Source organism: Caballeronia sp. NCF2, from assembly GCF_023631205.1.
Lineage (GTDB): Bacteria > Pseudomonadota > Gammaproteobacteria > Burkholderiales > Burkholderiaceae > Caballeronia > Caballeronia zhejiangensis.
Window position 1 is genome coordinate 1 of the sequence record NZ_JALQDN010000035.1, and the last position, 23,473, is coordinate 23,473.

Genomic DNA, 23,473 nt, shown 5'->3' on the forward strand with positions numbered 1-23,473 from the left:
GTTCGTCTCGCGCACTTGCGCGTCGAGATCGGATACGCGCGCGACGCTGCGCGCGCGGCGCGGCTCGCCGTTGCTCAGAACGGCCACGCCGCACGAGTCGTAGCCGCGATATTCGAGCCGGCGCAGACCTTCGACCAGCACCGAGACGATGTTACGTTGCGCTACCGCGCCGACAATTCCGCACATGGACGTTCTTCCTCTGAGACTTGCATTCGAAAGCGCGATGCACGATGCGTCGCGCGCGTTGGGCTGAATCTGACGTACAGCCTTACGACTTCTTCTTGACCGGGCGCACGTAGCCCGTCTTGCTCACTTGCGACTTCTCATTGAGCACCAGCTCGCCTTCGCCAACGTCCTTCCATACTGTCGTGCCGGCCGCGATCGTCACGCCGCGGCCCACGCGCACCGGCGCGACCAGTTGCGTATCCGAGCCGACGAACACGTCGTCCTCGATCACCGTGCGATGCTTGTTCGCGCCGTCGTAATTACAGGTGATGGTGCCCGCGCCGATGTTCACGCGCGCGCCGACATCCGAATCGCCGATATAGCTGAGATGGTTCGCCTTCGAGCCGCGCCCGAACACCGCATTCTTCACTTCGACGAAGTTGCCGACATGCGCTTCATCGCCGAGCGTCGCGCCCGGACGCAGCCGCGCGTACGGACCGAGCACGACGTTCGCGCCCGTCTTGCCGCCTTCGATGTGCGTGTACGCATCGATTCGCGTGCCCGCGCCGATGGTCGCGTCGCGGATCACGCAGTTCGGGCCGATCGTCACGTTGTCGGCGAGCGTCACGCGTCCTTCGAACACGCAGTTCACGTCGATCGACACATCCGCGCCGCATTCGAGCGTGCCGCGCACGTCGATGCGCGCCGGGTCCATCAGCGTCACGCCCGCATCGAGCAGCGCGTTCGCGACGTTGCGCTGATGGATGCGCTCCAGCTCCGCGAGCTGGATCTTGCTGTTCACGCCGAGCGTTTCCCATTCGGCGTCCGGCTGCGCGGTGACGACTTCGACGCCCGCTTCGATCGCGCGCTCGACGACGTCCGTCAGATAGAACTCGCCCTGCGCGTTGTTGTTCTTCAGCGACGCGAGCCACGATTCGAGCGTGCGCGTCGGCGTGATGACGATGCCCGTATTGATTTCCGCGATGCGCCGTTCTTCCTCGCTCGCATCCTTTTGCTCGACGATCTTCTTCACCTTGCCCGCGGCGTCGCGCACGATGCGCCCGTAGCCCGTCGGATCGCCCACGTTCACGGTCAGGACGCCGTAGCGCTCCGCGCCCGCGGCGGCGATCAGACGTTCGAGCGTGCTCGCACGCGTGAGCGGCACGTCGCCGTACAGCACGAGCGTCGGAACCGATGGATCGAGCAGCGGCAGCGCCTGCTGCACGGCGTGTCCCGTGCCGAGTTGTTTGTCCTGCAGAGCGAACTGGACGTCCGGCGCGCCGACGGCCTCGCGAACCTTGTCCGCGCCATGTCCGACGACGACGACGAGCCGCGTCGGCGACAGCGTGCGCGCCGTATCGATGACGTGCGCGAGCAGCGGTTTGCCCGCCAATGGATGAAGCACTTTCGGCAGGGCGGAGCGCATGCGCTTGCCCATGCCGGCAGCCAGAATCACGATGTTCATCGCTGAAAGCCTTGCTGGTATGACGAGCCGCCAATTTATCACGCGGCTCTTTGGCGCAATGCGGCGAAACCCACGCTGCGCCTTATTGGATAAAGGTTACAGGTCGTCGAACTGCACAATTGAAACCGTGCCGGACGTTCCTGACGGTTCGGTCGCACACGGTTCCTCGTCGAACGCGATATCGCCTTGCGGATCGGCCTCGCCCGTCGCGCGCAATCCGGCGAACGGGAAAAGTTTGCTGTCCATCAGATGCGACGGCACCACGTTCGACAGCGCGTTGAACATGTTTTCCACGCGCCCCGGAAAACGCTTGTCCCATTCTCGGACCAGCGCCTTCATTTCCGCGCGCTTCAGATTCGGCTGGCTGCCGCACAGATTGCACGGAATGATCGGGAATTCGCGCAGTTCGGCGTATTTTTCGAGATCGACTTCCTTCACGTACGCGAGCGGACGAATGACGATGTTCTTGCCGTCATCGGATTGCAGCTTGGGCGGCATGCCCTTCAGCTTGCCGCCGTAGAACAGGTTGAGCAGCAGCGTCTGCAGGATGTCGTCGCGATGATGTCCGAGCGCGATCTTCGTCGCGCCGAGCTCGCCCGCGACTCGATACAAAATGCCCCGGCGCAGTCGCGAGCAGAGCGAACATGTCGTCTTGCCTTCCGGCACGAGCCGCTTGACGATGCTGTACGTGTCCTGATTCTCGATATGAAACGGAATGTCGAGCTTGCTCAGATATTCCGGCAGCACGTGTTCCGGAAAGCCCGGCTGCTTCTGATCGAGATTGACGGCGACGATCTCGAAGTTGATCGGCGCGCGCTCGCGCAGGCGCATGAGGATGTCGAGCATCGCGTAGCTGTCCTTGCCGCCGGACAGGCACACCATGACCTTGTCGCCTTCCTCGATCATGTTGAAGTCGCCGATCGCCTCGCCGACCTGGCGCGCGATGCGCTTGAACAGCTTGTTGTTCTCGTATGCTTCCTTTTGCTGGCGCTTCGTCAGCGCCTCGCGCACCGGCTTTTGCGCTTCTGCGGTTTCGGCTGCGGCTTCGATCGTGTCGCGCGCGTTCATGCTCGTTCCTCTTTGATGCGGAAGACTTCGACGCCGACCGCGTCGCAATCGGGATAGACGTCGGGCTTTTCCGTCGACACGGCCACGGCGCGCACGTTCGGATGCGCGAGCAGCGCGGCCGCGACGTCGTCGCACAGCGTTTCCTGCAAATGGATGTGTCCGCGCTTCACGCGCTCGGCGATGGTCGAGCGCATGAAATCGTAGTCGACGACTTCGGCGAGCTTGTCGGCGACGGGCGTCGACAGCGCGAGCGGCACGTACAGCTCGACGTTGATGACGACACGTTGCTCGCCGCGCTTTTCGAAGTCATGCACACCGATGTTGATGCGAACTTCGTAGTTACGCAGAAAAAGCCGCCGGCAATCGGTCAGCCGGGGATGCGAAAGTGCGGCAAGCATGTTGGTTCCAATATTCAGTGGCGCGTTTCAGGACTTTTGCGCGCCGATCATGTACATGACGTCGCGCGGACTCGGCACGAGATGCTGGCCGCCGTCGACGACGAGCGTCGTGCCGGTCACGCCGTGCGCGTTCGCGAGATAACACGCGGCCTGCGCGACGTCGTCGACCGTCGATGCGCGGTTGAGCGGCGTCACGCGATGCGCCGTCTCGAACGACGCGGGCGTCTGGCCGGCGGAAATCAGCGTCAGACCGGGCGCGAGGCCGACGACGCGCAGTTTCGGACCCAGCGCCTGCGCGAGCGCGATGGTGGCGTTTTCGAGCGCCGCCTTCGTCAGCGTGTACGACAGGTAGTCCGGGTTCATGTTGTACAGCTTCTGATCCAGCACGTTGATGACGACGCCGCGTTGCGCGTCATCGACGGTTGCGGACTCGGGCGTGATCTCGTGCAGCATGCGCGCGAGCGTGAGCGGCGCCGCGACGTTGACGGCGGTCATCTCGAGCAGCTTCGCGTAGCCGAAGTCGATGGCCGTATCTTCGTCGAAACGCGACGCGCAGTTCACCACGCAGTTCAGACCGCCGAACGCTTCGGCGCACGCCGGCACGAGCCGTTCTACCTCGGCCTCGACGGCGAGATCCGCTTTCAGTGCAACCGCGCGGCGCCCGAGCGACTCGATATCCGCGACGGTTTCGCGCGCTTCATGCGCCGAGTGGCCGTAATGCACGGCCACATCCCAGCCTTGCCGCGCGAATTCGAGCGCGACGCCGCGCCCGATGCGTTTCGCCGCGCCGGTCACGAGCACGGCGCGCGCACGCGAAACGGGACCGGATGACGACGTGTTGACGGAAGAAAACGGCGTGGAAGCGCTCATTTACAATACTGGGATGAATCCGAATGCCAGACAATCCGATAGTTTACCTGCTCCGGGCGCCGACGCGCTCGCGCAGTCCGAAGCGCTCACCGACCTGATCCGCGGGCGCATTGCCGCGGCGGGCGGCTGGTTGCCGTTCGACCGCTATATGGACCTCGCGCTGTACGCGCCCGGCCTCGGCTATTACGGCGGCGGAGCAATGAAATTCGGCCGCCGTGCGGAAGACGGCAGCGATTTCGTCACCGCGCCGGAACTGTCCCCGCTTTTCGCGACGACGCTCGCGCGGCCCGTCGCGCAGGCGTTGCTACAGAGCGACACTCGGCAATTGATGGAATTCGGCGCGGGCACCGGCAGGCTCGCGGCGGGCTTGATGAACGCGCTCGCCGAACTCGATGTGGCCTTCGACAGCTACACGATCGTCGATCTTTCGGGCGAGTTGCGCGAACGTCAGCGCGAGACCATCGAGAAGGACGCGCCGGCGCTCGCGGCGAAGGTGAAATGGCTCGACGCGCTGCCCGATGCGTTCGAGGGCGTCGTGATCGGCAACGAAGTGCTCGACGCGATGCCTGTGCGTCTGGTCGTGCGCAAGCTCGGCGCGTGGCACGAGCGTGGCGTCGTGGCGCTGAACGACCGCTTTGCCTTCGATGACCGGCCGATCACGCCGGACGCGCAGGTCGAACTGATCGATGCCGCCATCGATGAAGCCAACGACGAGCCTTTTGCCGAATATGTGACGGAGACGCACGAGGCCGCGCTCGCGTTCACGAAGACCGTCTGCACGATGCTTGTGCGCGGTGCGGCATTTTTCATCGACTATGGTTTTCCGCGACGCGAGTTCTATCACGCGCAGCGCGCGGCGGGCACGCTGATGTGTCACTACCGGCATCGCGCGCATTCGGATCCGTTTCTGTATCCGGGATTGCAGGACATCACGGCGCATGTCGAGTTTACGGGCATCGCGGAAGCAGGCGTCGAAGCGGGTGCGGATTTGCTCGGATTTACGTCGCAGGCGCGGTTTCTGATGAATGCCGGCATCACCGATGTGCTCAGCGATCTCGATCCCGCTGATGTGAAGCGCTTTTTGCCTGCTGCGAATGCCGTGCAGAAGCTGCTTTCGGAGGCGGAAATGGGCGAGTTGTTCAAGGTGATCGCGTTTTCGCGCGGCATTCCCGGAATGCTGGATGCGTTTTCGGCCGGCGATCGGTCTCATACGCTATGAGTAAGCGATCATGATCCGCTGGCTGCTCACTACGTTTATCGCGCTCGCGATTCTTTCGGGGTCGCTGCCGTGGCTCAAGAAGATCGGCATCGGGAGGCTTCCCGGAGATTTCACGCTGCGGATATTTGGGCGGGAATATTCGTTTCCCTTTATGTCGACGCTGCTGTTGTCGGTTTTGTTGTCGTTGATTGCGCGGGCGCTTTGAGGGTTTTTTGCTTTTGCTTTTGCTTCTGCTTTCGTTTTCGCCGGATCCCGTTTTCGTGTCGGTCTATTAGCACTGCCCCTGTGCGGGGCGGCACTCACTTTCTTTGCTGCTGCAAAGAAAGTAAGCAAAGAAAGCAGCTACTGACACGCCCGCGGTCACACGCAATTTGGGTAGTCCTCTCGTCCATCGTGGGCTGCCTAAAGAGTGCCCTCATAGGCCCCATCGGGCTTGGCTCGCGCACGGTCTGCCACATCGCACCACACACCAAACTGGTTCAGCACCAAACAGCTCCAGCCCGCTTCGCGGCCGACCGGTGAATCGGGTCTGCGTGTGCTTCGCTACTAACGTCTTAATCTCGCTGCACTTGCCGCACGTTGGTTTCCCTTGCATACCGGGCGGCAGCGCGTAGCGCTGTGCCGAAGCTCTTTCGTGCTGAACCAGCGTTCTCAACGGTTTCGGGCGGCGGACCGTGCGCGATCCAAGCCCGGTTATTGTGATGAGGGCACTCTTTAGGCGAGTGCCATCGAGAACGAGAGAACTACCCAAATTGCGTGTGACCGCGGGCCTGAAAAGCTGCTTTCTTTGCCTACTTTCTTTGCAGCAGCAAAGAAAGTAGGTGCCGCCCCGCACAGGGGCAACGCTAATAGACCGACACGAACACGGGATCCGGCGAAAACAAAAAAACAAACGAACCGCAGGACAAAGCAAGACAAAGCAAAACAAAGCAAAACAAGAAGCCGTCAAACCCCCAAAGCGCCTTTCACCGCCGCGACCCGCGCATCATGCACGGCATCCTTGATTTTGGAAGGATTAGAAGCAAACGCCTGCGCAACGGCCCCGGCATCGACCGCACGAGCCGCAACCAACGCCTCCCGCAAACGCTCAGCCTGCGGATAAGCCTGCTGCTCCAATCCAAGCCGCCCACGCGCATCCGCGACACAAGCCTGTAGCGCTTCAGCAAACCGCGCAGGCTTGCGTATCGCATCCGATCGCTCGAACAGCCTGACGAGCGCCGCCGCGCCCATCTCCATCACGCGATGAATATTCCCGTGCTCACGCGCGACGAGCATCGCCAGATCGCGGCATTCGTTCGGCACGCGCAAGCGCTCGCACAAAGGCCGCAAGAGGTCGACGCTGCGTCCCTCATGCCCGATATGCCGCGGCAAAACATGCTCCGGCGTCGTCGCCTTGCCAAGATCGTGCGTCAGCGCCGCGAAGCGCACCGGCAATGCGAATCCCTGCGACGCCGCGTAGTCGAGCACCATCATCACGTGCACGCCGGTATCCACTTCCGGGTGATAGTCCGCGCGCTGCGGCACGCCCCACAACGCATCCACCTCCGGCAGAATCCGCGCGAGCGCGCCGCATCCGCGCAGCACGTCGAACATGCGCGACGGCTTCTTTTCCATCAGCCCGCGCGACACTTCCTGCCACACACGCTCGGCGACGAGCGCATCGACTTCGCCCGCCGCGACCATCCGCTTCATCAGCTCGGCGGTCTCGGGCGCGACATCGAAATCCGCGAAACGCGCCGCAAAACGCGCGAGTCGCAGAATACGCACCGGATCCTCGATGAACGCATCGCCGACATGCCTGAACAACTTGTTCTTCAGATCGCTCTGCCCGTCGAACGGATCGATCACCGGACCGGTCAGCTCGCCCGCCGGCGTGACTTCGCGCGCCATCGCGTTGATCGTGAGATCGCGGCGCGCGAGATCTTCCTCGAGCGTCACATCCGGCGAATAGTAGAACTGGAAGCCGTGATAACCCGCCGCCGTCTTGCGCTCCGTGCGCGCGAGCGCGTATTCCTCGTGCGTCTGCGGATGCAAAAACACCGGAAAGTCCTTGCCGACCGGCCGATAACCCTGCGCCACCATCTGCTCGGGCGTCGCGCCGACGACGACATAATCGCGATCCACCACCGGCACGCCGAGCAATTCGTCGCGGATCGCGCCGCCGACTGCGTAGATGTTCATCGCGCTTCCTCGTGCGCGCCGTCGATCCACGCCGCGACCGCGGGCAGCGCCGTCACGCGCTTCGCATAATCGAGCGACGTCGCGCCCAGTTCAGGCGCGTAGGTGTTGAAGCGCATGACGACCGGCGCGAACATCGCGTCCGCGATACCGAACTCGCCGAACAAAAACGGCCCGCCCGATTTCGCCAGGCACTCCGCCCAGATCGCCTCGATGCGCGCGATGTTCGCGAGCGCGCCCGGCGTCGCGCCCGCGCCCGGCGCGCGCGTCGTGATTTCCATCGGCATGTTCTCGCGCAAGTCCGCGAAACCCGCGTGCATTTCCGCGCTGATGCTGCGGGCGCGCGCGCGGAGAGCCGCGTCGCGTGGCCACATCGCGTGTTCGGGATGCGCCTCGGCGATCGTTTCGACGATCGCGAGCGACTCCCACACGGAATCGCCCGCATCGGTGATGAGGCACGGCACCTTGCCGGACGGCGACACTTCGAGAATCTTCGCTTTCGTGTCGGGCTGGCCGAGGCGGATCAGCGTCTCTTCGAACGGGATGCCGAAATGTTTGAGCAGCACCCACGGGCGCATCGACCAGGAAGAATTGAACTTGTCACCGATAACGAGTTTCATGCGATCACAAAAAGAAGATTAACGATGCGCGGTTGCGCGATATCCGCTGAAGCGCGAGCGCGGCGAGTTGCCGCTCAGATACAGCGGCGCGATGGTCTCGATGCTCGCCGGCTCGTCGATGCCCAATTCCGGCGCAAGCGGCCCGCTCGCGATGCTCGGCGTCTTCATCGAATCGAGATTGTCGCGCGAGATGACGGGCTGGCCGGGCGCCATTTCCATCGTCATCGCCTGCAGGCGGCCGAGGCTCTCCGGCAGCTTGATGATGCGCGAATGCTTGCCGATGGTCGCGCCCGCGAAACGCACCAGTTCCGCGAGCGTGTAGACGCTCGGCCCGGCGAGCTCGTAGACATGGCCATTGGCGGCGTCGAGATCGAGCACGTTGACCATCGCCTTCGCCACGTCGCCGACGAAGACCGGCTGAAACTGCGCATCGGCACAAGCGAGCGGAATCACCGGGAACATGCGTTCCAGAAACGCAAACTGATTCAGGAGATTGTCCTCCGGACCGAACACGACGGAACTGCGAAAGACCGTCCAGTCGAGTCCGGATTCTCGGACGATCTTTTCGCCGTCGCCCTTCGAACGCAGATACATGCTCGGGCCCGCCGGATCGGCGCCGATCGCGCTCATATGCAACAGACGCCGCACGCCCTTCGCCTCGCACGCGGCGGCGATCTTGCGCGGCAGTTCGACATGCGCTTTCGCGAACTCCGGCCCGTACGGATCGTCGCGCCGTCCCTGAAGAATGCCGACGAGATTGATCACGGCATCGCTCTGATCGATGAACGCGGCGAGTTGCACGGGATCGTGCACATCGGTCTCGATGACATCGACGGGCAACAGCGTGAGATGCGCGGCGTTCGAGCGCCGTCGCGTCGCGACGCGCACGTTCTTGCCGAGATCGACGAGCGCATTGACGAGATGGCTGCCGATGAATCCCGAACCGCCGATCAACGCTATATGTTGGTGTCGCATAGTTCGCCTCTTGGGTCGCGGCCTGACGAATGCGGCTTCAGTTCAGAACGCCGGCGCAGAAATGAAAACGCCCGCGCGTCCTGTCGTTCGACGCGCGGGCGTGAAGCTTCGTTTCAGACGGTCAGGGTGCGATGTAGCCCAGACGCGCCTTCAACGACTGCGGACGGCCTTCGAACAGCGCCGCGTAATAGACGGTGTTCGACAGCACGTTCTTCACGTAATCGCGAGTCTCGGTGAAAGGGATCGTTTCAGCAAAAACCGCGCCCTCGACGGGTGCGCGCAAGTCCTGACGCCACTGCTTCGGCCGGCCCGGCCCCGCGTTGTAGCCAGCGGTCGCGAGCACGGGCGAGTTATCGAATTGATTGTAGATCATCGACAGGTAATTCGTGCCGAGCAGGATATTGGTGTTGATGTCGTTCATCTGCGCGCGCGACACCGTGCCAAGACCGATCTTCTTCGCGACGAGTTGCGCCGTGCCCGGCATCAGTTGCATCAGGCCGCCCGCGCCGACTTCCGACCGCGCATTGATGATGAAACGCGATTCCTGACGGATCAGCCCGTACGCCCATTCGATGTCGAGATTGGTGTCCTTCGCGTCGCGCTCGACGATATCGCGGAACGGCGACAGATAGCGCAGCGTGAAATCGTGCTCGGCTTTCGTCTTGTCGGCGGTGTTGACCGTGCGGTCGAACATCTCGATGCGCTTCGCATACTGCGCGGCGGCGAGCAGTTGACGATCCGTCATCGTGCGCAGCGGCCAGTTCCATTCGCGGTTGCCTTCGAGCCGCATGTTCAGCGCGTAGAAACGCTGCGACAGCGCGAAGCCCGGCACCGATTGCATCTGCTCGATCTCGGCGTCGGACACCGTCGTGCGCGGCGGCACCGTGATCTTCTGACCGAGCTCTTCGAGCGCGAGCTGGCCGTAGAAGTTGTATTGATCGGCGATGCTCTGGAATTCCTGATTCGCCGTGGCCGTATCGCCGGCCTGCTTCACGGCGCGCGCGTGCCAGTAGACCCACGACGGCTGCGCGCGCAGTGTGGGCGGCATCTGTTCGATGGACCAGCGCACCATGTTCCAGTCGCCGATGAGGAGCGCGCTGCGCGTGCGCCATTCGTACGCCGGGTTGGACAATTGCGCGTTCGCCGACAGCCGATACCAGTCGGCCGCCGACGGCATGCGCTTGATCGCCGCCTGATAGCCGATCGTGCCCCAGCCGGTCGCGCGCTCCGCGGGCGTGAGACTCGGCGCGACGGAACTGAACGTGGCGGCGGCCATCGCCGGATCGTTGCGGGCGAGGCGCGTGACCGCGAGCAGCGTCAGCTGATGCGCCGGCGTGTTGGGCATCACGCCGCGCGCGAGATAGAGCGGCGGCTTGTTGACGGCGTCGTCGAAGAGCGAATCCTTCGGCTTTTCCTGGCCGAGCGCGTCGACGATATTCGAACCCGTCGACGTGTAGTTCTGCTCGTAGGCAAGGCGGATCTGCTGCCAGACATCGTCGCTCGTGAACTGGCCGGACGCCGCGAGCGCGCCGATCAGATCGACGCAACCGTCGCCATACCATTTCGGCTCGACGAGCAGCGCGCGCGCCGCATCCGCGACGTTCTCGCCGCGCGACAAACGCGCTTCGAGCGCATAGCACTTGACCTGCGTGTCGTCGTTGAGAACGAAACGGGAATACTGCTGCTCGAAGTTCTTCCAGTCGTGACGGCCGCCGAGCACGACGAGATAGTCGTTGCGCAGGCGGTCCGCAATCGCCTGGCCGTCGTAGCGCTGCAGGAACGAGAGCACCGGCGCGTCGGGCGCGTCGAGGCGCGCGTGGCCCTGCGAATCGAAAAGCTGCGGCTTGATCGTGAAGTATTCGATGTAGCTCGGCGCCGGGTAATCCGGAATCTGGGCGGCGAGCATCGCGGCCTTGCCCGCATCGTTCGCGCGCGCGGCATCGCGCAGCTGCAGGAAGACGCGGTCGTCGGACGTGGGGGAGAAATCTGCATCGGGACGGACGGCGGAGGCCGTGCCGCAGGCGACGAGCGTCGCGGCGGCAAGGGCTGCGCCGACCGCGAGATATACTCGGTTGAGGCGTTTTGACATCTTTATTTCTGGAGCGCGAATGGTCTTGAACCGGGTCCTGAGATCGGAGGAAAGCATAGCACGCAACGTTTGCGACGAACCCAAGCGTGAGCCGAAAAGCGCCTTGCGCGCGACCCTTCTCGCGAAGCGCGAGGCGCAACAGGAGCAAGCCGGCCAGGACGCACGAAACGAGGCGCTCGCGATCCGTCTTCAGGAAGTGCTCGCGCGGCACGAAGCGCGCAGCGTCGGGTTCTACTGGCCGGTCGCGGGCGAATTCGACGCGCGCGACGCGCTCACGCGCTGGCTCGCCGCCGACGCCACGCGCAGCGCCGCGCTGCCGGTCGTCGTGAAACCGCACGCGCCGATGGTCTTCCACGCCTGGCGCGCCGACTCGCCGATGAAAGAAGGCCGCTACCGTATTCCGGTGCCCGCTGAAGAGAAAGCCGTGGTGCCCGAACTGCTGCTGATTCCGTGCGTCGGTTTCGATGCGGACCGGTATCGGCTGGGCTACGGCGGCGGCTATTACGACCGCACGCTCGCCGCGTGGCCGAACGGCGCGCGGCCGGTGACGATCGGCGTCGCGTACGAATCGGGTCTGTGCGCGACCTTGCCGCGCGAGACGCACGACATGCCGCTCGACGCGATCGTCACCGAATCCGCTGTCTATTAGAGCGAGGCCGCCGCGCGCGCGGCCGTATCGTAAAGGCCGGAGGCGTTGCGCATCAGTTGCGCGGCCTCGCCGATCTGCTCGTTGGTGAGGCCGCTTTCGCGCAGCGTCTCGATCAGGCAGGCTTCGCGCACTTCGCGATACTTGCCGCACAGCTCGCGGCCCGCCGGCGTCGCGGAAAAGAACACTTCCTTACCGGATTTCTCGCTCTGCACATAGCCGCGAGCGACGAGTTTTTTCAGCGCATACGTGGCAACGTGCGTGTCCTCGATGTTCAGCACGAAGCAGATGTCGGCGAGCTTCTTCTTGCGGTCGCGATGGCTCACGTGGTGCAGCAGCGACACTTCCACCGCCGTCATGTCCTTCGCGCCCGCCGCGGACATGCAGCGCACCATCCAGCGATTGAACGCGTTGCCCGCCATGATGAGGCCGTACTCGAACTCCGACAATTCCGCGCTGGCTTCGGAGACGAGATGCTCGGACGAAACGATCTTGGTGGGATGGCGCGGCATGGCGGTGACCGAATTGAAGTGCGTTGGAGTGTAGCGCAACGTCGATTTTGCGAGCGACGGCGCGCCTCGGCGAAAACCTGTATTGATAATTTCTTGATAATTTATTGACAATGTAACATTCTGCGACGGTGCGGCGTTCATCGAATCGACGAATTTCGCGCATCGCAAAGGCAAATTGAGGCATGACAAGACCACGTATTCATTCGCTGGGCGACTCCGCGCTCGTGTGCGAAGCCGCGCCGCCCGCCACGCTCGACTGCCAGCGCCGCATCTGGGCGCTGGCGGAGCACGCGCGCCTGATGCCGCACGTCGTCGAAGTGGTGCCGGGCATGAACAATCTGACGATCGTGTTCGATCCGCTCGAAGCGGACTACGAAACGCTCGCCGCGCAACTCGAAAGCGGCTGGGACGCGGCCGAGACGCCCGACATGGACAGCGCCGAAATCGAGATTCCGGTGCGCTACGGCGGCGCCGACGGCCCCGATCTCGCCGCGCTCGCGCAGCACACGGGCTTGTCCGTCGATGACGTGGTGAAGCGTCATACGCAAACCGAGTACGTCGTGTTCTTCCTCGGCTTCCAGCCGGGCTTCGCGTATCTCGGCGGGCTCGATCCCGCGCTCGCGATGCCGCGCCGCGCCGAACCGCGTCTCGAAGTGCCGGCGGGATCGGTCGGCATCGGCGGGGCGCAGACGGGCATCTATCCGGCGGCGTCGCCGGGCGGCTGGCAATTGCTCGGGCGCACCGAGCTGAAGCTCTTCGATCCGGCCAGAAATCCGCCGACGCTCATGCAGCCCGGCGACCGCGTGCGCTTCAAGGCGCTGGAGGTACGCGCATGATCGACGTGATTCGCGCGGGCGTGCTCACTTCCGTCCAGGATCTCGGCCGGCGCGGCTACCGGCATCTCGGCGTGAGTTCCGGTGGCGCGCTCGACGCGCTGTCGCTGGAAATCGGCAATCGCATCGTCGGTAACAAGGCGGATGCGGCGGGCATCGAGATCACGTTCGGGCCGACCGTGCTGCGCTTCAAGCATGCGACGCGCATTGCCATCACTGGAACCGATTTCGGCGCGACGCTCGACGACGAACCGGTGTATTCGTGGTGGAGCCTGCCGGTGCGCGCGGGCCAGGAGCTGACGCTGCGCGCGGCGAAGCGCGGCATGCGTTGTTATGTGGCGATCGCAGGCGGCATCGACGTTCTGCCGATGCTCGGCTCGCGCTCGACCGATCTCGGCGCGTGCTTCGGCGGCCTCGGCGGACGCGCGCTGCGCGACGGCGATCGCCTGCCGGTCGGCGTGCCGCAGCCGCACAAGGGCATCGCCTTTTCGCCGGAAGAACCCGCGTTCGGCGTGAAAGCGCCCGCGTGGTGCAAGTTCGTGCTCGTCGACGAACCCGTGCGCCGCGGACGCCATTCGCCGAGCCTCGCGTGGGCCGCCCCGATTCGCGTGCTGCGCGGCCCGGAATACGCGAGTTTCAGCGACGCCGCGCAACAGGTTTTCTGGAACGAGGAATGGACGATCACGCCGAACAGCAATCGCATGGGCTTTCGCCTCGCGGGCACGGCGCTGGAGCGGCGCGAAAAGATGGAGCTGCTGTCGCACGCGGTGTTGCCCGGCACGATCCAGGTGCCGCCGAACGGCCAGCCGATCATCCTGATGGGCGACGCGCAGACCACAGGCGGCTATCCGAAGATCGGCGCGGTCATCAAGGCTGATTTGTGGAAGCTCGCGCAGGTGAGGTTGAACGGCGGCGTGCGCTTTATCGAGACGTCGGCGGAAGAGGCGCGTCACGCGCTCGCCGACGAACGGCAATACGTAAGCCAGGTGGAAACGGCGATCGCGATGCACGAGGAACGCATCGCGCGCGCCGGCTCTTAGCAGCAGGGCGAAAGCCGCGCGAACGACGCGGCGCATACATCCAACATCCAACGGAACGAGTGCGAAAACATCATGGAAATCGATCTCAATGCCGATCTCGGCGAAGGTTGCGGCACCGATGAGGCGCTGCTCGATCTCGTGAGTTCCGCGAACATCGCGTGCGGCTGGCATGCGGGCGGCGCCACGGCGATGCGCGATTGCGTGCGCTGGGCCGTCGAGAAAGGCGTCGCCATCGGCGCGCATCCGAGCTTCAACGATCCCGAGAACTTCGGCCGCAAGGAAATGGACCTGCCGCCGGAGGAAATTTACGCGGGCGTGCTGTATCAGCTCGGCGCGCTTTCGGCGATCGCGCAGGCCGAAGGCGGACGCATCGCGCACGTCAAGCCGCACGGCGCGCTGTACAACCAGGCGGCGAGAAGCGCGGAAATCGCCGATGCCATCGTCTCCGCCGTGCACGATTTCGATCCGTCGCTGCTCGTCTTCGGTCTCGCGAACAGCGGGTTCATCGAAGCGGCGCGGCGCGCGGGCTTGATCGCCATCGAAGAAGTGTTCGCCGATCGCGGTTATCGCGCGGACGGCTCGCTCGTGCCGCGCAAGGAGCCGGGCGCGCTGCTCGATGACGAAAACGTCGTGCTCGACCGCACGCTCGCGATGGTGCGCGATCAGCGGGTGCAGGCCGTGTCCGGCGAATGGGTGCCGCTCAACGCGCAGACGATCTGCCTGCACGGCGACGGCGCGCACGCGCTCGAATTCGCGCGGCGCATTCGCGGCGCGCTGGCGGATGCGGGCATCGAAGTCCGCGCCGCGCACGCCGACGCCTGAGCCGTCAACGCAGGTTCGAACGCCCCGCAACGCCGGGGCGTTTTAGCAAGGAAGCAGTGAATCCACGCGCCCGGTACGAGGCGTGACGTCAATATTGTTTGGAGAACTCATGGCAACCCCTGTCAATCTATGGCCGCTCATCGGTGTGGCCGTCATCATCGCGGGCTTCGTGCTGCGCTTCAATCCGATGCTGATCGTCGCGGCCGCGGCGATCATCACCGGCTTCGCGGCGCATTTTCCCATCGAGAAAATCCTGACCGCGATCGGCACCGGCTTTCTCAAGACGCGCAACATTCCGCTCATCATCCTGTTGCCGCTGGCGGTGATCGGTTTGCTCGAACGGCACGGCCTGCGCGAGCGCGCGCAAATGTGGATTTCGAGCATCAAGGCCGCGACAGCCGGGCGTCTGCTGATCGTCTATCTGTTCGTGCGTGAACTCACGGCGGCGGTCGGCCTGACGGGACTCGGCGGCCATCCGCAGATGGTGCGCCCGCTGCTCGCGCCGATGGCCGAAGGCGCCACCGAAGCGCGCTACGGCAAGCTCTCGGATGCGACGCGCTTCAAGCTGCGCGCATACTCGGCGGCGACCGACAACGTCGGCCTGTTCTTCGGCGAGGACATTTTCGTGGCGTTCGGCGCGATCGTGCTGATGGTCACGTTCCTGAAGGAAGCGGGCATCGTCGTGGAGCCGATGCACGTCGCCGTGTGGGGCATTCCGACGGCAATCTGCGCGTTCCTGATTCACGGTTTCCGTCTGTGGCTCCTGGACCGCAGGCTCGCGCGCGAACTCGACGCGCTCACGCGCAACGTCGCGGGAGAAAAAGCATGACGCTCACGATCAACTATCTGTTCTATCTCGTCGGCATCATTCTGCTGGTCGTCGGCGGGATGATCCTCACGGACAAATCGCATCCGCGGCGTCTGACCGCTGGCGGATTCTGGCTGATCTACGCGTTGATCTTTCTCGTCGGCGACTGGCTTCCGGTGACGGTCGTCGGCGTGCTCGTCGTGGCGATGGCGCTGATCGCGGGTTTCGGCGGCGTCACCGGCGCGAAGCCGAAGATGCTTTCCGAAGACACGCGCCGCCGGAGCGCCGCGCGGCTCGGCAACAAGCTCTTCGTGCCCGCGCTGACGATTCCCGTCGTCACCGTGATCCTCACGCTCGGCGCGAAATACCTCGTGTTCGGCGGCGTGCCGCTGATCGAGCTGAAGAACGTGACGCTGATCGGCTTCGGCATCGGCTGCGTGATCGCGCTGGCCATTGCCTGCGTGATGACGCGCGACACGGTCGGCCAGTCGATGCGCGAAACGCGCCGTCTCATCGATGCGCTGTCGTGGGCTGCCGTGCTGCCGCAGATGCTCGGCATGCTCGGCCTCGTGTTCTCGGATGCGGGCGTAGGCAAGGCGGTCGCGCATGTGACGACGGCTTACGTCAACATGGATTACCGGCTCGTCGCGGTGGCGGTGTATGTCCTCGGCATGGCGCTTTTCACGATGGTCATGGGCAACGGCTTCGCCGCGTTTCCGGTCATGACGGGCGGCGTCGGCGTACCGATTCTCGTCGGCGTATTCCACGGCAATCCCGCGACGATGGCCGCGATCGGCATGTTCTCCGGCTACTGCGGCACGCTGATGACGCCGATGGCCGCGAACTTCAACATCGTGCCTGCGGCGCTGCTGGAGTTGCCCGACAAGAACGCGGTCATCAAGGTGCAGGTGCCGACGGCGGTGACGTTGCTAGTCGCGAATATATTCTTGTTGAACTGGCTGATGTTTATTTGAGCGAATATTTTTATGGCGCATCTCGAGTGCGCGAATATTCGAGCGACGTTCGTCAATCAATAAAATTCGATAATCGGTTTAATGAGCGCACTCAGGAAACACCCTGAGTGCGCTTTTTTTATTTTCCAATACCCGGCTCTGGCTGTGAGCCTCCAACCGCCTGCGTTTTGAGGCAATGGATCATCGCCTTCCGAGGGTGGATCACGTTTATGAATTGCCCGAAGAGGCATGCGTCAATCATTAAACTTTGAAAAATCGCATCCATATTTCAAATATGGGTAATTAGGACGATGCTTATATCTGCCGTGTAATGGCTAATGGAGACTGTTTCACTCATGAATCTGGTTCTCCATATATTCGCCATTCACGATCGACAGGCGAGCCGGTATTCCGCCTTTGTCCGCCATGCGATTGCCGAGCTATTTCCAACTAAATAACGCACCTTCCGGCCGTGATTTACCGCTGCGACTTGTCGAAAGCGTCTTCGTCGTAGTCTGCGCAATAACCGTCCATAAGCAGACCGAGGGAAGCTCATTCGCAGCGTATCGGAGCACCGTCGTCGCACTCGCGATCATTTTCGCGTGGTGCGCAATGGACGTGCGTGGAACGTCTCGTGCCGCGCCCCGCGTAGGCGCGCTTCTGTCGGCGCTCGGGTGGGTGTTCTGCGAAGCGCTCGCCATCGGCACGGTCAAGCTGATGCATCCGGACTACCAGCCCTCGCTCGGTGCATTCGCAGGTCTGGGCGTGATGACCGCGCTCGGAATCTTTGTACTCAGGATCGCCGGTTCGCGTGGGGCGCCAATCTATTCGGTGGCTGTCGCGGGGTGCCGCGATCATTGCGCCTTCCTCGTGCGCAGCCTCGATGCCATCCGCAAGCCAATCTACCGCATCGAAGCGCAATTCGAGACGGGGGCGCCAACAGAGGCTCCGCTGAACGGCGTGCCGCGCTTTTTCGATCTCGACGCCTTTACATCGCATGTGCGTACGCGGCGGATCGACGAACTGTGGCTCGCCCTGCCGCTCACCGATGAGAAATCGCTGCGCCGCGTGCTTCATGCGTTCCGCAACGAACTGGTGAATATCCGGTTCATTCCGGATGTGACCAGCCTGTCGCGCTTCCAAAGCAGCACGGCCGATGGCAACGGCCTGCTCGCGATCAATCTCGTCGCCTCGCCGCTCAACGGTGATACGCCCGCCATCAAGACGATCTTCGATCGCGTGTTCGCCACGTGCGCGATTCTCGGAACCTTGCCGCTGCTGATCGCGATCGCGCTCGCCGTCAAGCTCTCGTCGCCGGGACCGGTGCTGTTCAAGCAGCGACGCCGCGGCGCGAGCGGGCAGCCGTTCGAGATCTACAAGTTCCGCACGATGCACCTGCACGCGGCAGACGACGGCGTCGTCCAGGCCACGCGCGGCGATCCGCGTGTCACGCGCGTCGGCGCGTTTCTGCGTCGCACGAGCCTCGACGAGCTGCCGCAATTTTTCAACGTGCTGCGCGGCGAGATGTCGGTCGTGGGGCCGCGTCCGCATGCGATCGAGCATGACGATCTCTATCAGGACATCGTCGACGACTACATCCATCGGTATCGCATCAAGCCGGGCATCACCGGCTGGGCGCAGATCAACGGATTTCGCGGCGAAACCGATTCGGTCGACAAGATGCAGCAGCGCATCGAACACGATCTCTATTACCTCGGCAACTGGTCGTTCGCGCTCGATATGCGCATCGTCCTCGCGACCATCGTGCGGGGTTTCGTTCATCGCAATGCGTATTGATGCGCAGGCCTTATCCATGAAGCAATCAACCGAACGCGTTCGCCCGGCGACCGGGCGCGCTTCGTTTCTACCAACGACGCTGACGATCGCGCTGACGTGCGCGCTGAGCGCGTGCGCGTTCGCGCCCGGCTTTCACATGAACGAAGCCGGATCGCAGGTCGAAGCCACCGCGGCGACGCCCGCGATCGCCGTTACGGAGCTCGATCTCGCGCTCGTGAAGCGCTACGCCGCGCAACGCAAGACGCGTCAGGATCAGCAGGCGAAGCAGCTTTTCGGCACGCCGGGAACGTACACCGTCGGCCCGGGCGACGTGCTGCAGATCGTCGTCTGGGATCATCCGGAATTTGCCGCAGCGCTCGGCTCCGTACAGAGCCAGACGAGCGCGAAGGCAAGCGACCCCGCGCCCGGTTTCGTCGTCGATCAGCAGGGCAACTTGCGCTTCCCGTATGCAGGGTCGCTGGCGGTCGCCGGGCTGCGCACCGATGAAATCCAGCAAAGGCTGACCAGCGCGCTTTCGATGTATCTCGTCAAGCCGCAAGTCACCGTGCGGATGGCTTCGTATCGCTCGCGCCAGGTCTTTGTCGACGGCCAGGTCCATAACCCCGGCGCGCTTGCGCTGACCGATGTGCCGCTCAGCTTCTACGACGCGATCGCGCGCGCCGGCGGCTTCAGCGACAACGCCGATCAGAGCGATGTCGTGCTGGTGCGCGGCGGCGCCTCGCACCGGATCGACGTGCCGCAACTGCTCGCGCAAGGGCTCAACCCGTCGACGCTGTATCTGAAGTCCGGCGACTTGCTGCGCGTCGCATCGCGCGACGACAACGTCGTCTATGTGATGGGCGAAGTAAGCAGGCCCGGCCGCGCCGCACCGCGCCGCGACGGCCGCATGTCGCTCGCCGATGCGCTCGCGCAGGCGGGCAGCATCAATCCGAACACGGCGGACACCGCGCAGATGTTCGTGATCCGCCCGGACGACGACGCACCGCAAGTGTTTCACCTCGACAGCCGTTCGCCCGTGTCGATGCTCGTGGCGAACGAATTCGAGCTGCAGCCTAAGGACATCGTCTATGTGGACGGCAGCGGCCTCGTGCGCTTCAACCGCGTGATCAGTTTGCTGATGCCGCTGGTCAACGCCGGCCTCACGGCGGGAGTGCTCGCGAAATGATCCGCTCCGTGCTGATGGTGTGCGAGGGGAATATCTGCCGCAGTCCGCTCGCGGCGGCGATGCTCGCGCGCGAGTTGCCGCACCTGCCGGTCGTTTCGGCGGGAACGCGCGCGCTCGCCGGGCATCCAGCCGATCCGGCCATCGCCGACATGGCCGATGCGCACGGCATCCCGCTCGACTCGCACGTCGCGAGACAGCTCGACGGCGCTCTCGTCCGCGAAGCCGATCTGATTCTCACGATGACCCAGGAACAGCGCCGCTGGATCGAGACGACCTGGCCATTCACTCGCGGCAAGGTCTTCCGCCTTTGCGACGAAACGGGCGCGGACGTGGCCGATCCCTACAAGCGCTATCGCGCGGTGTTCGACCTGGCTTTCGCGCAGATCCGCGCGGGCGTCTCGCAATGGAGCCGCGCATTGGCGGTGCAACGATGAAAGACATTCAAGTCAAACCATCACAGACCTATTCCGACACGACAGGCGACGACGAAATCCGCCTGTTCGAGATTCTCGGCGTCCTGCGCGAGAGCCGCGGGCTCATCGCGGCCGCGACGGCGTGCACGTTTCTGATCGGTTCGCTGTACGCATTCCTCGCCACGCCGACCTATCGCGCCGACGCGCTGATCCAGGTCGATGACGACAGCGGTACGGGCTCGCTCAACGACAAGCTCGGCGATCTCGCGGCGTTGTTCCAGAACAAGGCCAGCACCGATGCGGAAATCGAACTGATGCGCTCGCGCGCGGTGATCGGCGACGCGGTCGCGCGTCTGCACCTCGATATCGATGCGAAGCCGCGTTATGCGCCGCTCGTCGGCAAGCCGTTCGTCCGTTTCCTGGCCGGCGACGGCCTCAACGGCGCGCCGCCCGGCCTGGGCGGTTATGCGTGGGGCGGCGAGCGCATCGCCGTGTCGAAATTCGACGTGCCGGCGCGCTGGCACGGGAAGCCCTTCACGCTGATCGCGGGCGACGCGGGGCGCTACGAACTGCAATCGGCAGACGGCGCCACCATCCTGCGCGGAACGGCTGGCCAGCCGGCGTCCGCGCGAACGGGCAACGACAGTGTCGAACTCACCGTGACATCGCTGCGCGCGCGGCCCGGCACGCGCTTCGACGTGACGCGCCTGTCGACGCAGCGGACCATCGCCGATCTGCAGCAGGGCCTCAAGATCGCGGAAAAGACGAAGCAGTCCGGAATCGTCGGAATGACGCTCGACGGCGCCGATGCCGAAAGCATCACGCAGACGGTCAACACGATCGCGACGCTCTACGTGCAACGAAACGTCGACCGGAAATCGGCACAGGCGCAGCAGATGCTCGCGTTTCTGGGCGATCAGCTGCCGCAATTGCGCGCCGATCTCGACCAGGCCGAAGCACGCTACAACGAATTTCGCGCGCAGCACGGTGCCGTCGATCTGGAAGAGCAAAGCAAGCTGCTGCTTCAAACCGTCGTCGAAAACAAGACGAAGATCATCGAGCTTCAGCAGCAGCGCGTCGACCTGGTTCAGCGTTACACGGCGCTGCATCCATCGGTGACGGCGGTCGACGCACGCATCGCCGAATTGCGGCGGCAATCGGATACCTACGAGCGGCAGATCGGCGAGCTGCCGTCGGTGCAACAGGACGCCGTGCGTCTTCTGCGCGATGTGCGGGTCAGCAACGACCTGTACACCAGTCTGCTCAACAGCACGCAGCAGTTACGCGTGCTCAGGGCGGGCCAACTCGGCAACGTCCGCACCGTCGACTACGCGGTCGTGCCGGAGAAGGCCGTCGCGCCCAAAAAGGCGCTCACGCTCGCGCTCTCGCTCGTGCTCGGACTTCTCGCCGGATGCGGCCTCGCGCTCGGACGGCGGATGCTCAGTCGCGGACTCGAAACGCCGGCGGAGGTCGAAGCGGCGATCGATCTGCCTGTCTATGCGCTCATCTCCCACTCCGACCGCCAGGCGTCGCTCGACGCATCGCGCGAACGCGATCCGGCGAAGCCTCGGGTGCTCGCAAGCGCGTCGCCGAACGACATCGCCATCGAAGGTCTGCGCAGCTTGCGCACGGCGCTGCAGTTCGGCGTTCTAAGGAAGCGCAACAAGATCGTGATGTTCACTGGCGCGCGCCCCGGCATCGGCAAATCGTTCATCTCGGTCAATTTCGCGAGCGTGCTCGCTGCGGGCGGAGAACGCGTGCTGCTCCTCGATGCCGACATGCGGCGCGGCGATCTGCAAGGTGTTCTGGGTCTGGCCCGCGCATCGGGCCTCGCGGAATTGATCGGCGGCGCCAGTCTGCAAAGCGTGATTCGCAGGGGCGTGCTGCCGGGGCTCGATGTCATCACGGGTGGCGGCACGCCCGATTTGCCATCGGAACTGCTGTTGAGCGGGCGCTTCGAGCAACTGTTCGAAGAGCTGCGGACGCTCTATGACTTCGTGATCATCGACTCGCCGCCGGTGCTTGCCGTCACCGATGCCGGCCTGATCGGCCGCCACGCCGATGCGACTCTCCTCGTTGTCCGGCACGGCTGCCATACCGCCGCCGAGCTGGGCCAGACCATGCGTCAGCTCACGAGCGCGGGTGTGTCGGTCGACGGGGCACTGCTTACCGACACGCCGTCCCGCGGGATGTCCTACGGGGCCTTCTCCCAGTATGGAAGCCCGAAGTCATGAAGCCATCGGACTCTTTGCATTCCTCAAGGTCAAGATTGAAAAAACTGCTCTTCACCTTCGGCACGCGTCCCGAAGCGATCAAGATGGCGCCGCTCGTCAAGCGGATGGCGCTCGAATCCGGCTTCGAATGCCGCGTGTGCGTGACCGGTCAGCATCGCGAGATGCTGGATCAGGTGCTCGCGCTGTTCGACATCCGCCCCGACTTCGATCTCAACGTCATGAAGCGCGGTCAGGATCTTTACGACGTCACCGCCGCGATTCTCGCCGGGATGCGCGACGTGCTCGCCGCGTATCGGCCGGACATGGTCCTCGTGCACGGCGACACCACGACGACGATGGCCGCGACGCTCGCCGCGTTCTATCAGCGCATTCCGGTCGCGCACGTCGAGGCGGGGCTGCGGACCGGCAATCTCGCGTCGCCATGGCCGGAAGAGGCGAATCGCAAGCTGACCGGCGCACTGGCCGCGCTGCATTTCGCGCCGACCGGACGCGCGCGGAATAACCTGCTCGCGGAAGGCGTGCGCGACGAAACCATCGTCGTGACCGGCAACACGGTCATCGATGCGTTGCTGCAGGTTCGCGAACGTCTCGCGAGCGATGGCAGCCTTCGCGCGCGCGCCGATGACGCCCTGCCTTCCTTCGCGTCCGGACGCCGGCTCGTGCTGGTGACGGGACATCGCCGCGAGAGCTTCGGCGGCGGATTCGAGCGCATCTGCACGGCGCTCGCGCAGATCGCGCATGCGTCGCCGGATGCCGACATCGTGTATCCGGTGCATCTGAATCCGAACGTGCGCGAACCCGTCAACCGTCTGCTGACGGGCATCGGCAACGTGCATCTCATCGAGCCGCTCGACTATCTGCCGTTCGTGCGGCTGATGGATCGCGCCGACCTGATCCTCACCGATTCCGGCGGCATTCAGGAGGAAGCGCCCTCGCTGCACAAGCCGGTGCTCGTGATGCGCGATACCACCGAGCGTCAGGAAGCGGTCGACGCCGGCGTGGTGAAGCTCGTGGGCACCGATACCGCCGACATCGTCGACAACGTCATGCACCTGCTGCACGACGCGCGTGCGTACGCGGCGATGAGCCGTGGCGCGAATCCTTATGGCGACGGCCGCGCATGCGATCGCATCGCCGCCGTCTTGCAGGCGTTCGAGCTTCGCCCGGCTCTGGCCGCCTGATCACCTCTCGCAATAGAAGATA

At 64.1% G+C, this 23,473-nt stretch carries 22 protein-coding genes and 1 pseudogene; 13 read left to right on the forward strand and 10 right to left on the reverse strand.

Translation table 11 applies throughout. The features are described 5' to 3' along the window. From NCS02_RS13420 to NCS02_RS13440, 5 genes and pseudogenes are all read right to left on the reverse strand, one after another. A pseudogene (locus NCS02_RS13420) lies at window positions 1-186 on the reverse strand (glutamine--fructose-6-phosphate transaminase (isomerizing)); the annotation flags it as partial. Between the two features lie 82 nt (window positions 187-268). Continuing rightward, entirely contained in the window at window positions 269-1,630 is a 1,362-nt protein-coding gene (gene glmU, locus NCS02_RS13425) for a bifunctional UDP-N-acetylglucosamine diphosphorylase/glucosamine-1-phosphate N-acetyltransferase GlmU (protein ID WP_008352645.1), read from the reverse strand. A 96-nt stretch (window positions 1,631-1,726) separates the two neighbouring features. Then, window positions 1,727-2,698, reverse strand: coding sequence for a tRNA 2-thiocytidine(32) synthetase TtcA (gene ttcA, locus NCS02_RS13430; protein ID WP_175979612.1), 972 nt, complete (start codon window positions 2,696-2,698; stop codon window positions 1,727-1,729). Further along, the gene (locus tag NCS02_RS13435; protein ID WP_008352641.1) at window positions 2,695-3,096 is read right to left on the reverse strand and encodes a dihydroneopterin aldolase; all 402 of its coding nucleotides are present in this window, start codon (window positions 3,094-3,096) and stop codon (window positions 2,695-2,697) included. Before NCS02_RS13435 ends, ttcA begins: the two co-directional genes overlap by 4 nt. A 27-nt stretch (window positions 3,097-3,123) precedes the next feature. After that, window positions 3,124-3,966 carry an SDR family oxidoreductase gene (locus tag NCS02_RS13440; protein WP_250523176.1) on the reverse strand — a complete coding sequence of 281 codons (843 nt, stop codon included), beginning with the start codon at window positions 3,964-3,966 and terminating at the stop codon, window positions 3,124-3,126. Between the two features lie 13 nt (window positions 3,967-3,979). Between NCS02_RS13440 and NCS02_RS13445 the strand changes: the two genes are divergently transcribed. Both NCS02_RS13445 and NCS02_RS13450 read left to right on the forward strand, forming a co-directional pair. Next, a complete protein-coding gene (locus tag NCS02_RS13445; protein WP_250523177.1) occupies window positions 3,980-5,185 on the forward strand; it encodes a class I SAM-dependent methyltransferase in 1,206 nt (401 codons plus the stop codon). Between the two features lie 10 nt (window positions 5,186-5,195). Then, a complete protein-coding gene (locus NCS02_RS13450; RefSeq protein ID WP_008352638.1) occupies window positions 5,196-5,390 on the forward strand; it encodes a DUF2905 domain-containing protein in 195 nt (64 codons plus the stop codon). 740 nt (window positions 5,391-6,130) lie between these two features. On the opposite strand, the gene NCS02_RS13455 is transcribed toward NCS02_RS13450, so the two are convergent. The 4 genes from NCS02_RS13455 to NCS02_RS13470 form a co-directional block, all read right to left on the reverse strand. Beyond that, window positions 6,131-7,366, reverse strand: coding sequence for a multifunctional CCA addition/repair protein (locus tag NCS02_RS13455; RefSeq protein WP_008352637.1), 1,236 nt, complete (start codon window positions 7,364-7,366; stop codon window positions 6,131-6,133). Continuing rightward, window positions 7,363-7,983 carry a glutathione S-transferase family protein gene (locus tag NCS02_RS13460; RefSeq protein WP_250523178.1) on the reverse strand — a complete coding sequence of 207 codons (621 nt, stop codon included), beginning with the start codon at window positions 7,981-7,983 and terminating at the stop codon, window positions 7,363-7,365. The genes NCS02_RS13455 and NCS02_RS13460 overlap by 4 nt, the downstream gene beginning before the upstream one ends. Before the next feature lie 18 nt (window positions 7,984-8,001). Beyond that, window positions 8,002-8,958 carry a complex I NDUFA9 subunit family protein gene (locus NCS02_RS13465; protein ID WP_250523179.1) on the reverse strand — a complete coding sequence of 319 codons (957 nt, stop codon included), beginning with the start codon at window positions 8,956-8,958 and terminating at the stop codon, window positions 8,002-8,004. Window positions 8,959-9,079: 121 nt separating this feature from the next. Then, window positions 9,080-11,047 (reverse strand): lytic transglycosylase domain-containing protein, encoded by a 1,968-nt coding sequence (locus NCS02_RS13470; RefSeq protein ID WP_250435304.1) that lies wholly within the window; start codon window positions 11,045-11,047, stop codon window positions 9,080-9,082. A gap of 19 nt (window positions 11,048-11,066) precedes the next feature. Here NCS02_RS13470 and NCS02_RS13475 point away from each other — a divergent pair, with 19 nt between their 5' ends. Next, window positions 11,067-11,696, forward strand: a complete 630-nt coding sequence (locus tag NCS02_RS13475; RefSeq protein ID WP_244256204.1) for a 5-formyltetrahydrofolate cyclo-ligase — start codon at window positions 11,067-11,069, stop codon at window positions 11,694-11,696. Here the strand turns inward: NCS02_RS13475 and NCS02_RS13480 are convergent. Further along, window positions 11,693-12,205 carry a winged helix DNA-binding protein gene (locus NCS02_RS13480; RefSeq protein ID WP_008352632.1) on the reverse strand — a complete coding sequence of 171 codons (513 nt, stop codon included), beginning with the start codon at window positions 12,203-12,205 and terminating at the stop codon, window positions 11,693-11,695. The genes NCS02_RS13475 and NCS02_RS13480 overlap by 4 nt on opposite strands. A 182-nt stretch (window positions 12,206-12,387) precedes the next feature. Between NCS02_RS13480 and pxpB the strand changes: the two genes are divergently transcribed. The 10 genes from pxpB to wecB all read left to right on the forward strand — a co-directional run bounded on the left by pxpB (window position 12,388) and on the right by wecB (window position 23,451). Next, a complete protein-coding gene (gene pxpB / locus NCS02_RS13485; protein WP_008352630.1) occupies window positions 12,388-13,041 on the forward strand; it encodes a 5-oxoprolinase subunit PxpB in 654 nt (217 codons plus the stop codon). Further along, window positions 13,038-14,078: a 5-oxoprolinase subunit C family protein gene (locus NCS02_RS13490; RefSeq protein ID WP_250523180.1), complete on the forward strand. Its 1,041-nt coding sequence runs from the start codon at window positions 13,038-13,040 to the stop codon at window positions 14,076-14,078. The genes pxpB and NCS02_RS13490 overlap by 4 nt, the downstream gene beginning before the upstream one ends. Window positions 14,079-14,150: 72 nt before the next feature. Next, entirely contained in the window at window positions 14,151-14,900 is a 750-nt protein-coding gene (gene pxpA, locus NCS02_RS13495; RefSeq protein WP_008352625.1) for a 5-oxoprolinase subunit PxpA, read from the forward strand. A 109-nt stretch (window positions 14,901-15,009) separates the two neighbouring features. Next, entirely contained in the window at window positions 15,010-15,729 is a 720-nt protein-coding gene (locus NCS02_RS13500; RefSeq protein WP_008352624.1) for a DUF969 domain-containing protein, read from the forward strand. Then, window positions 15,726-16,682, forward strand: coding sequence for a DUF979 domain-containing protein (locus NCS02_RS13505; protein WP_175979618.1), 957 nt, complete (start codon window positions 15,726-15,728; stop codon window positions 16,680-16,682). Before NCS02_RS13500 ends, NCS02_RS13505 begins: the two co-directional genes overlap by 4 nt. A gap of 405 nt (window positions 16,683-17,087) precedes the next feature. Next, window positions 17,088-18,458 carry an undecaprenyl-phosphate glucose phosphotransferase gene (locus NCS02_RS13510; protein ID WP_250523199.1) on the forward strand — a complete coding sequence of 457 codons (1,371 nt, stop codon included), beginning with the start codon at window positions 17,088-17,090 and terminating at the stop codon, window positions 18,456-18,458. Between the two features lie 16 nt (window positions 18,459-18,474). After that, complete coding sequence (locus NCS02_RS13515) at window positions 18,475-19,623, forward strand: polysaccharide biosynthesis/export family protein (protein ID WP_250523181.1); 1,149 nt, start codon at window positions 18,475-18,477, stop codon at window positions 19,621-19,623. After that, complete coding sequence (locus NCS02_RS13520) at window positions 19,620-20,057, forward strand: low molecular weight protein-tyrosine-phosphatase (protein ID WP_250523182.1); 438 nt, start codon at window positions 19,620-19,622, stop codon at window positions 20,055-20,057. The genes NCS02_RS13515 and NCS02_RS13520 overlap by 4 nt, the downstream gene beginning before the upstream one ends. Further along, the gene (locus tag NCS02_RS13525) at window positions 20,054-22,270 is read left to right on the forward strand and encodes a polysaccharide biosynthesis tyrosine autokinase (protein WP_250523183.1); all 2,217 of its coding nucleotides are present in this window, start codon (window positions 20,054-20,056) and stop codon (window positions 22,268-22,270) included. The genes NCS02_RS13520 and NCS02_RS13525 overlap by 4 nt, the downstream gene beginning before the upstream one ends. Window positions 22,271-22,305: 35 nt before the next feature. After that, the gene (gene wecB / locus NCS02_RS13530) at window positions 22,306-23,451 is read left to right on the forward strand and encodes a non-hydrolyzing UDP-N-acetylglucosamine 2-epimerase (RefSeq protein WP_250523184.1); all 1,146 of its coding nucleotides are present in this window, start codon (window positions 22,306-22,308) and stop codon (window positions 23,449-23,451) included. Window positions 23,452-23,473 lie beyond the last annotated feature (22 nt).

Coding starts and splice junctions, on each gene's coding strand:
- NCS02_RS13490 (WP_250523180.1), top strand. CDS start 13,038: ATGATCGACGTGATTCGCGCGGGCGTGCTCACTTCCGTCCAGGATCTC.
- ttcA (WP_175979612.1), bottom strand. CDS start 2,698: ATGAACGCGCGCGACACGATCGAAGCCGCAGCCGAAACCGCAGAAGCG.
- NCS02_RS13445 (WP_250523177.1), top strand. CDS start 3,980: ATGAATCCGAATGCCAGACAATCCGATAGTTTACCTGCTCCGGGCGCC.
- NCS02_RS13510 (WP_250523199.1), top strand. CDS start 17,088: ATGCGATTGCCGAGCTATTTCCAACTAAATAACGCACCTTCCGGCCGT.
- NCS02_RS13460 (WP_250523178.1), bottom strand. CDS start 7,983: ATGAAACTCGTTATCGGTGACAAGTTCAATTCTTCCTGGTCGATGCGC.
- NCS02_RS13500 (WP_008352624.1), top strand. CDS start 15,010: ATGGCAACCCCTGTCAATCTATGGCCGCTCATCGGTGTGGCCGTCATC.
- NCS02_RS13455 (WP_008352637.1), bottom strand. CDS start 7,366: ATGAACATCTACGCAGTCGGCGGCGCGATCCGCGACGAATTGCTCGGC.
- pxpA (WP_008352625.1), top strand. CDS start 14,151: ATGGAAATCGATCTCAATGCCGATCTCGGCGAAGGTTGCGGCACCGAT.
- NCS02_RS13465 (WP_250523179.1), bottom strand. CDS start 8,958: ATGCGACACCAACATATAGCGTTGATCGGCGGTTCGGGATTCATCGGC.
- NCS02_RS13440 (WP_250523176.1), bottom strand. CDS start 3,966: ATGAGCGCTTCCACGCCGTTTTCTTCCGTCAACACGTCGTCATCCGGT.
- NCS02_RS13470 (WP_250435304.1), bottom strand. CDS start 11,047: ATGTCAAAACGCCTCAACCGAGTATATCTCGCGGTCGGCGCAGCCCTT.
- NCS02_RS13450 (WP_008352638.1), top strand. CDS start 5,196: ATGATCCGCTGGCTGCTCACTACGTTTATCGCGCTCGCGATTCTTTCG.
- glmU (WP_008352645.1), bottom strand. CDS start 1,630: ATGAACATCGTGATTCTGGCTGCCGGCATGGGCAAGCGCATGCGCTCC.
- NCS02_RS13475 (WP_244256204.1), top strand. CDS start 11,067: ATGGTCTTGAACCGGGTCCTGAGATCGGAGGAAAGCATAGCACGCAAC.
- NCS02_RS13525 (WP_250523183.1), top strand. CDS start 20,054: ATGAAAGACATTCAAGTCAAACCATCACAGACCTATTCCGACACGACA.
- pxpB (WP_008352630.1), top strand. CDS start 12,388: ATGACAAGACCACGTATTCATTCGCTGGGCGACTCCGCGCTCGTGTGC.
- NCS02_RS13435 (WP_008352641.1), bottom strand. CDS start 3,096: ATGCTTGCCGCACTTTCGCATCCCCGGCTGACCGATTGCCGGCGGCTT.
- NCS02_RS13480 (WP_008352632.1), bottom strand. CDS start 12,205: ATGCCGCGCCATCCCACCAAGATCGTTTCGTCCGAGCATCTCGTCTCC.
- NCS02_RS13520 (WP_250523182.1), top strand. CDS start 19,620: ATGATCCGCTCCGTGCTGATGGTGTGCGAGGGGAATATCTGCCGCAGT.
- NCS02_RS13505 (WP_175979618.1), top strand. CDS start 15,726: ATGACGCTCACGATCAACTATCTGTTCTATCTCGTCGGCATCATTCTG.
- NCS02_RS13515 (WP_250523181.1), top strand. CDS start 18,475: ATGAAGCAATCAACCGAACGCGTTCGCCCGGCGACCGGGCGCGCTTCG.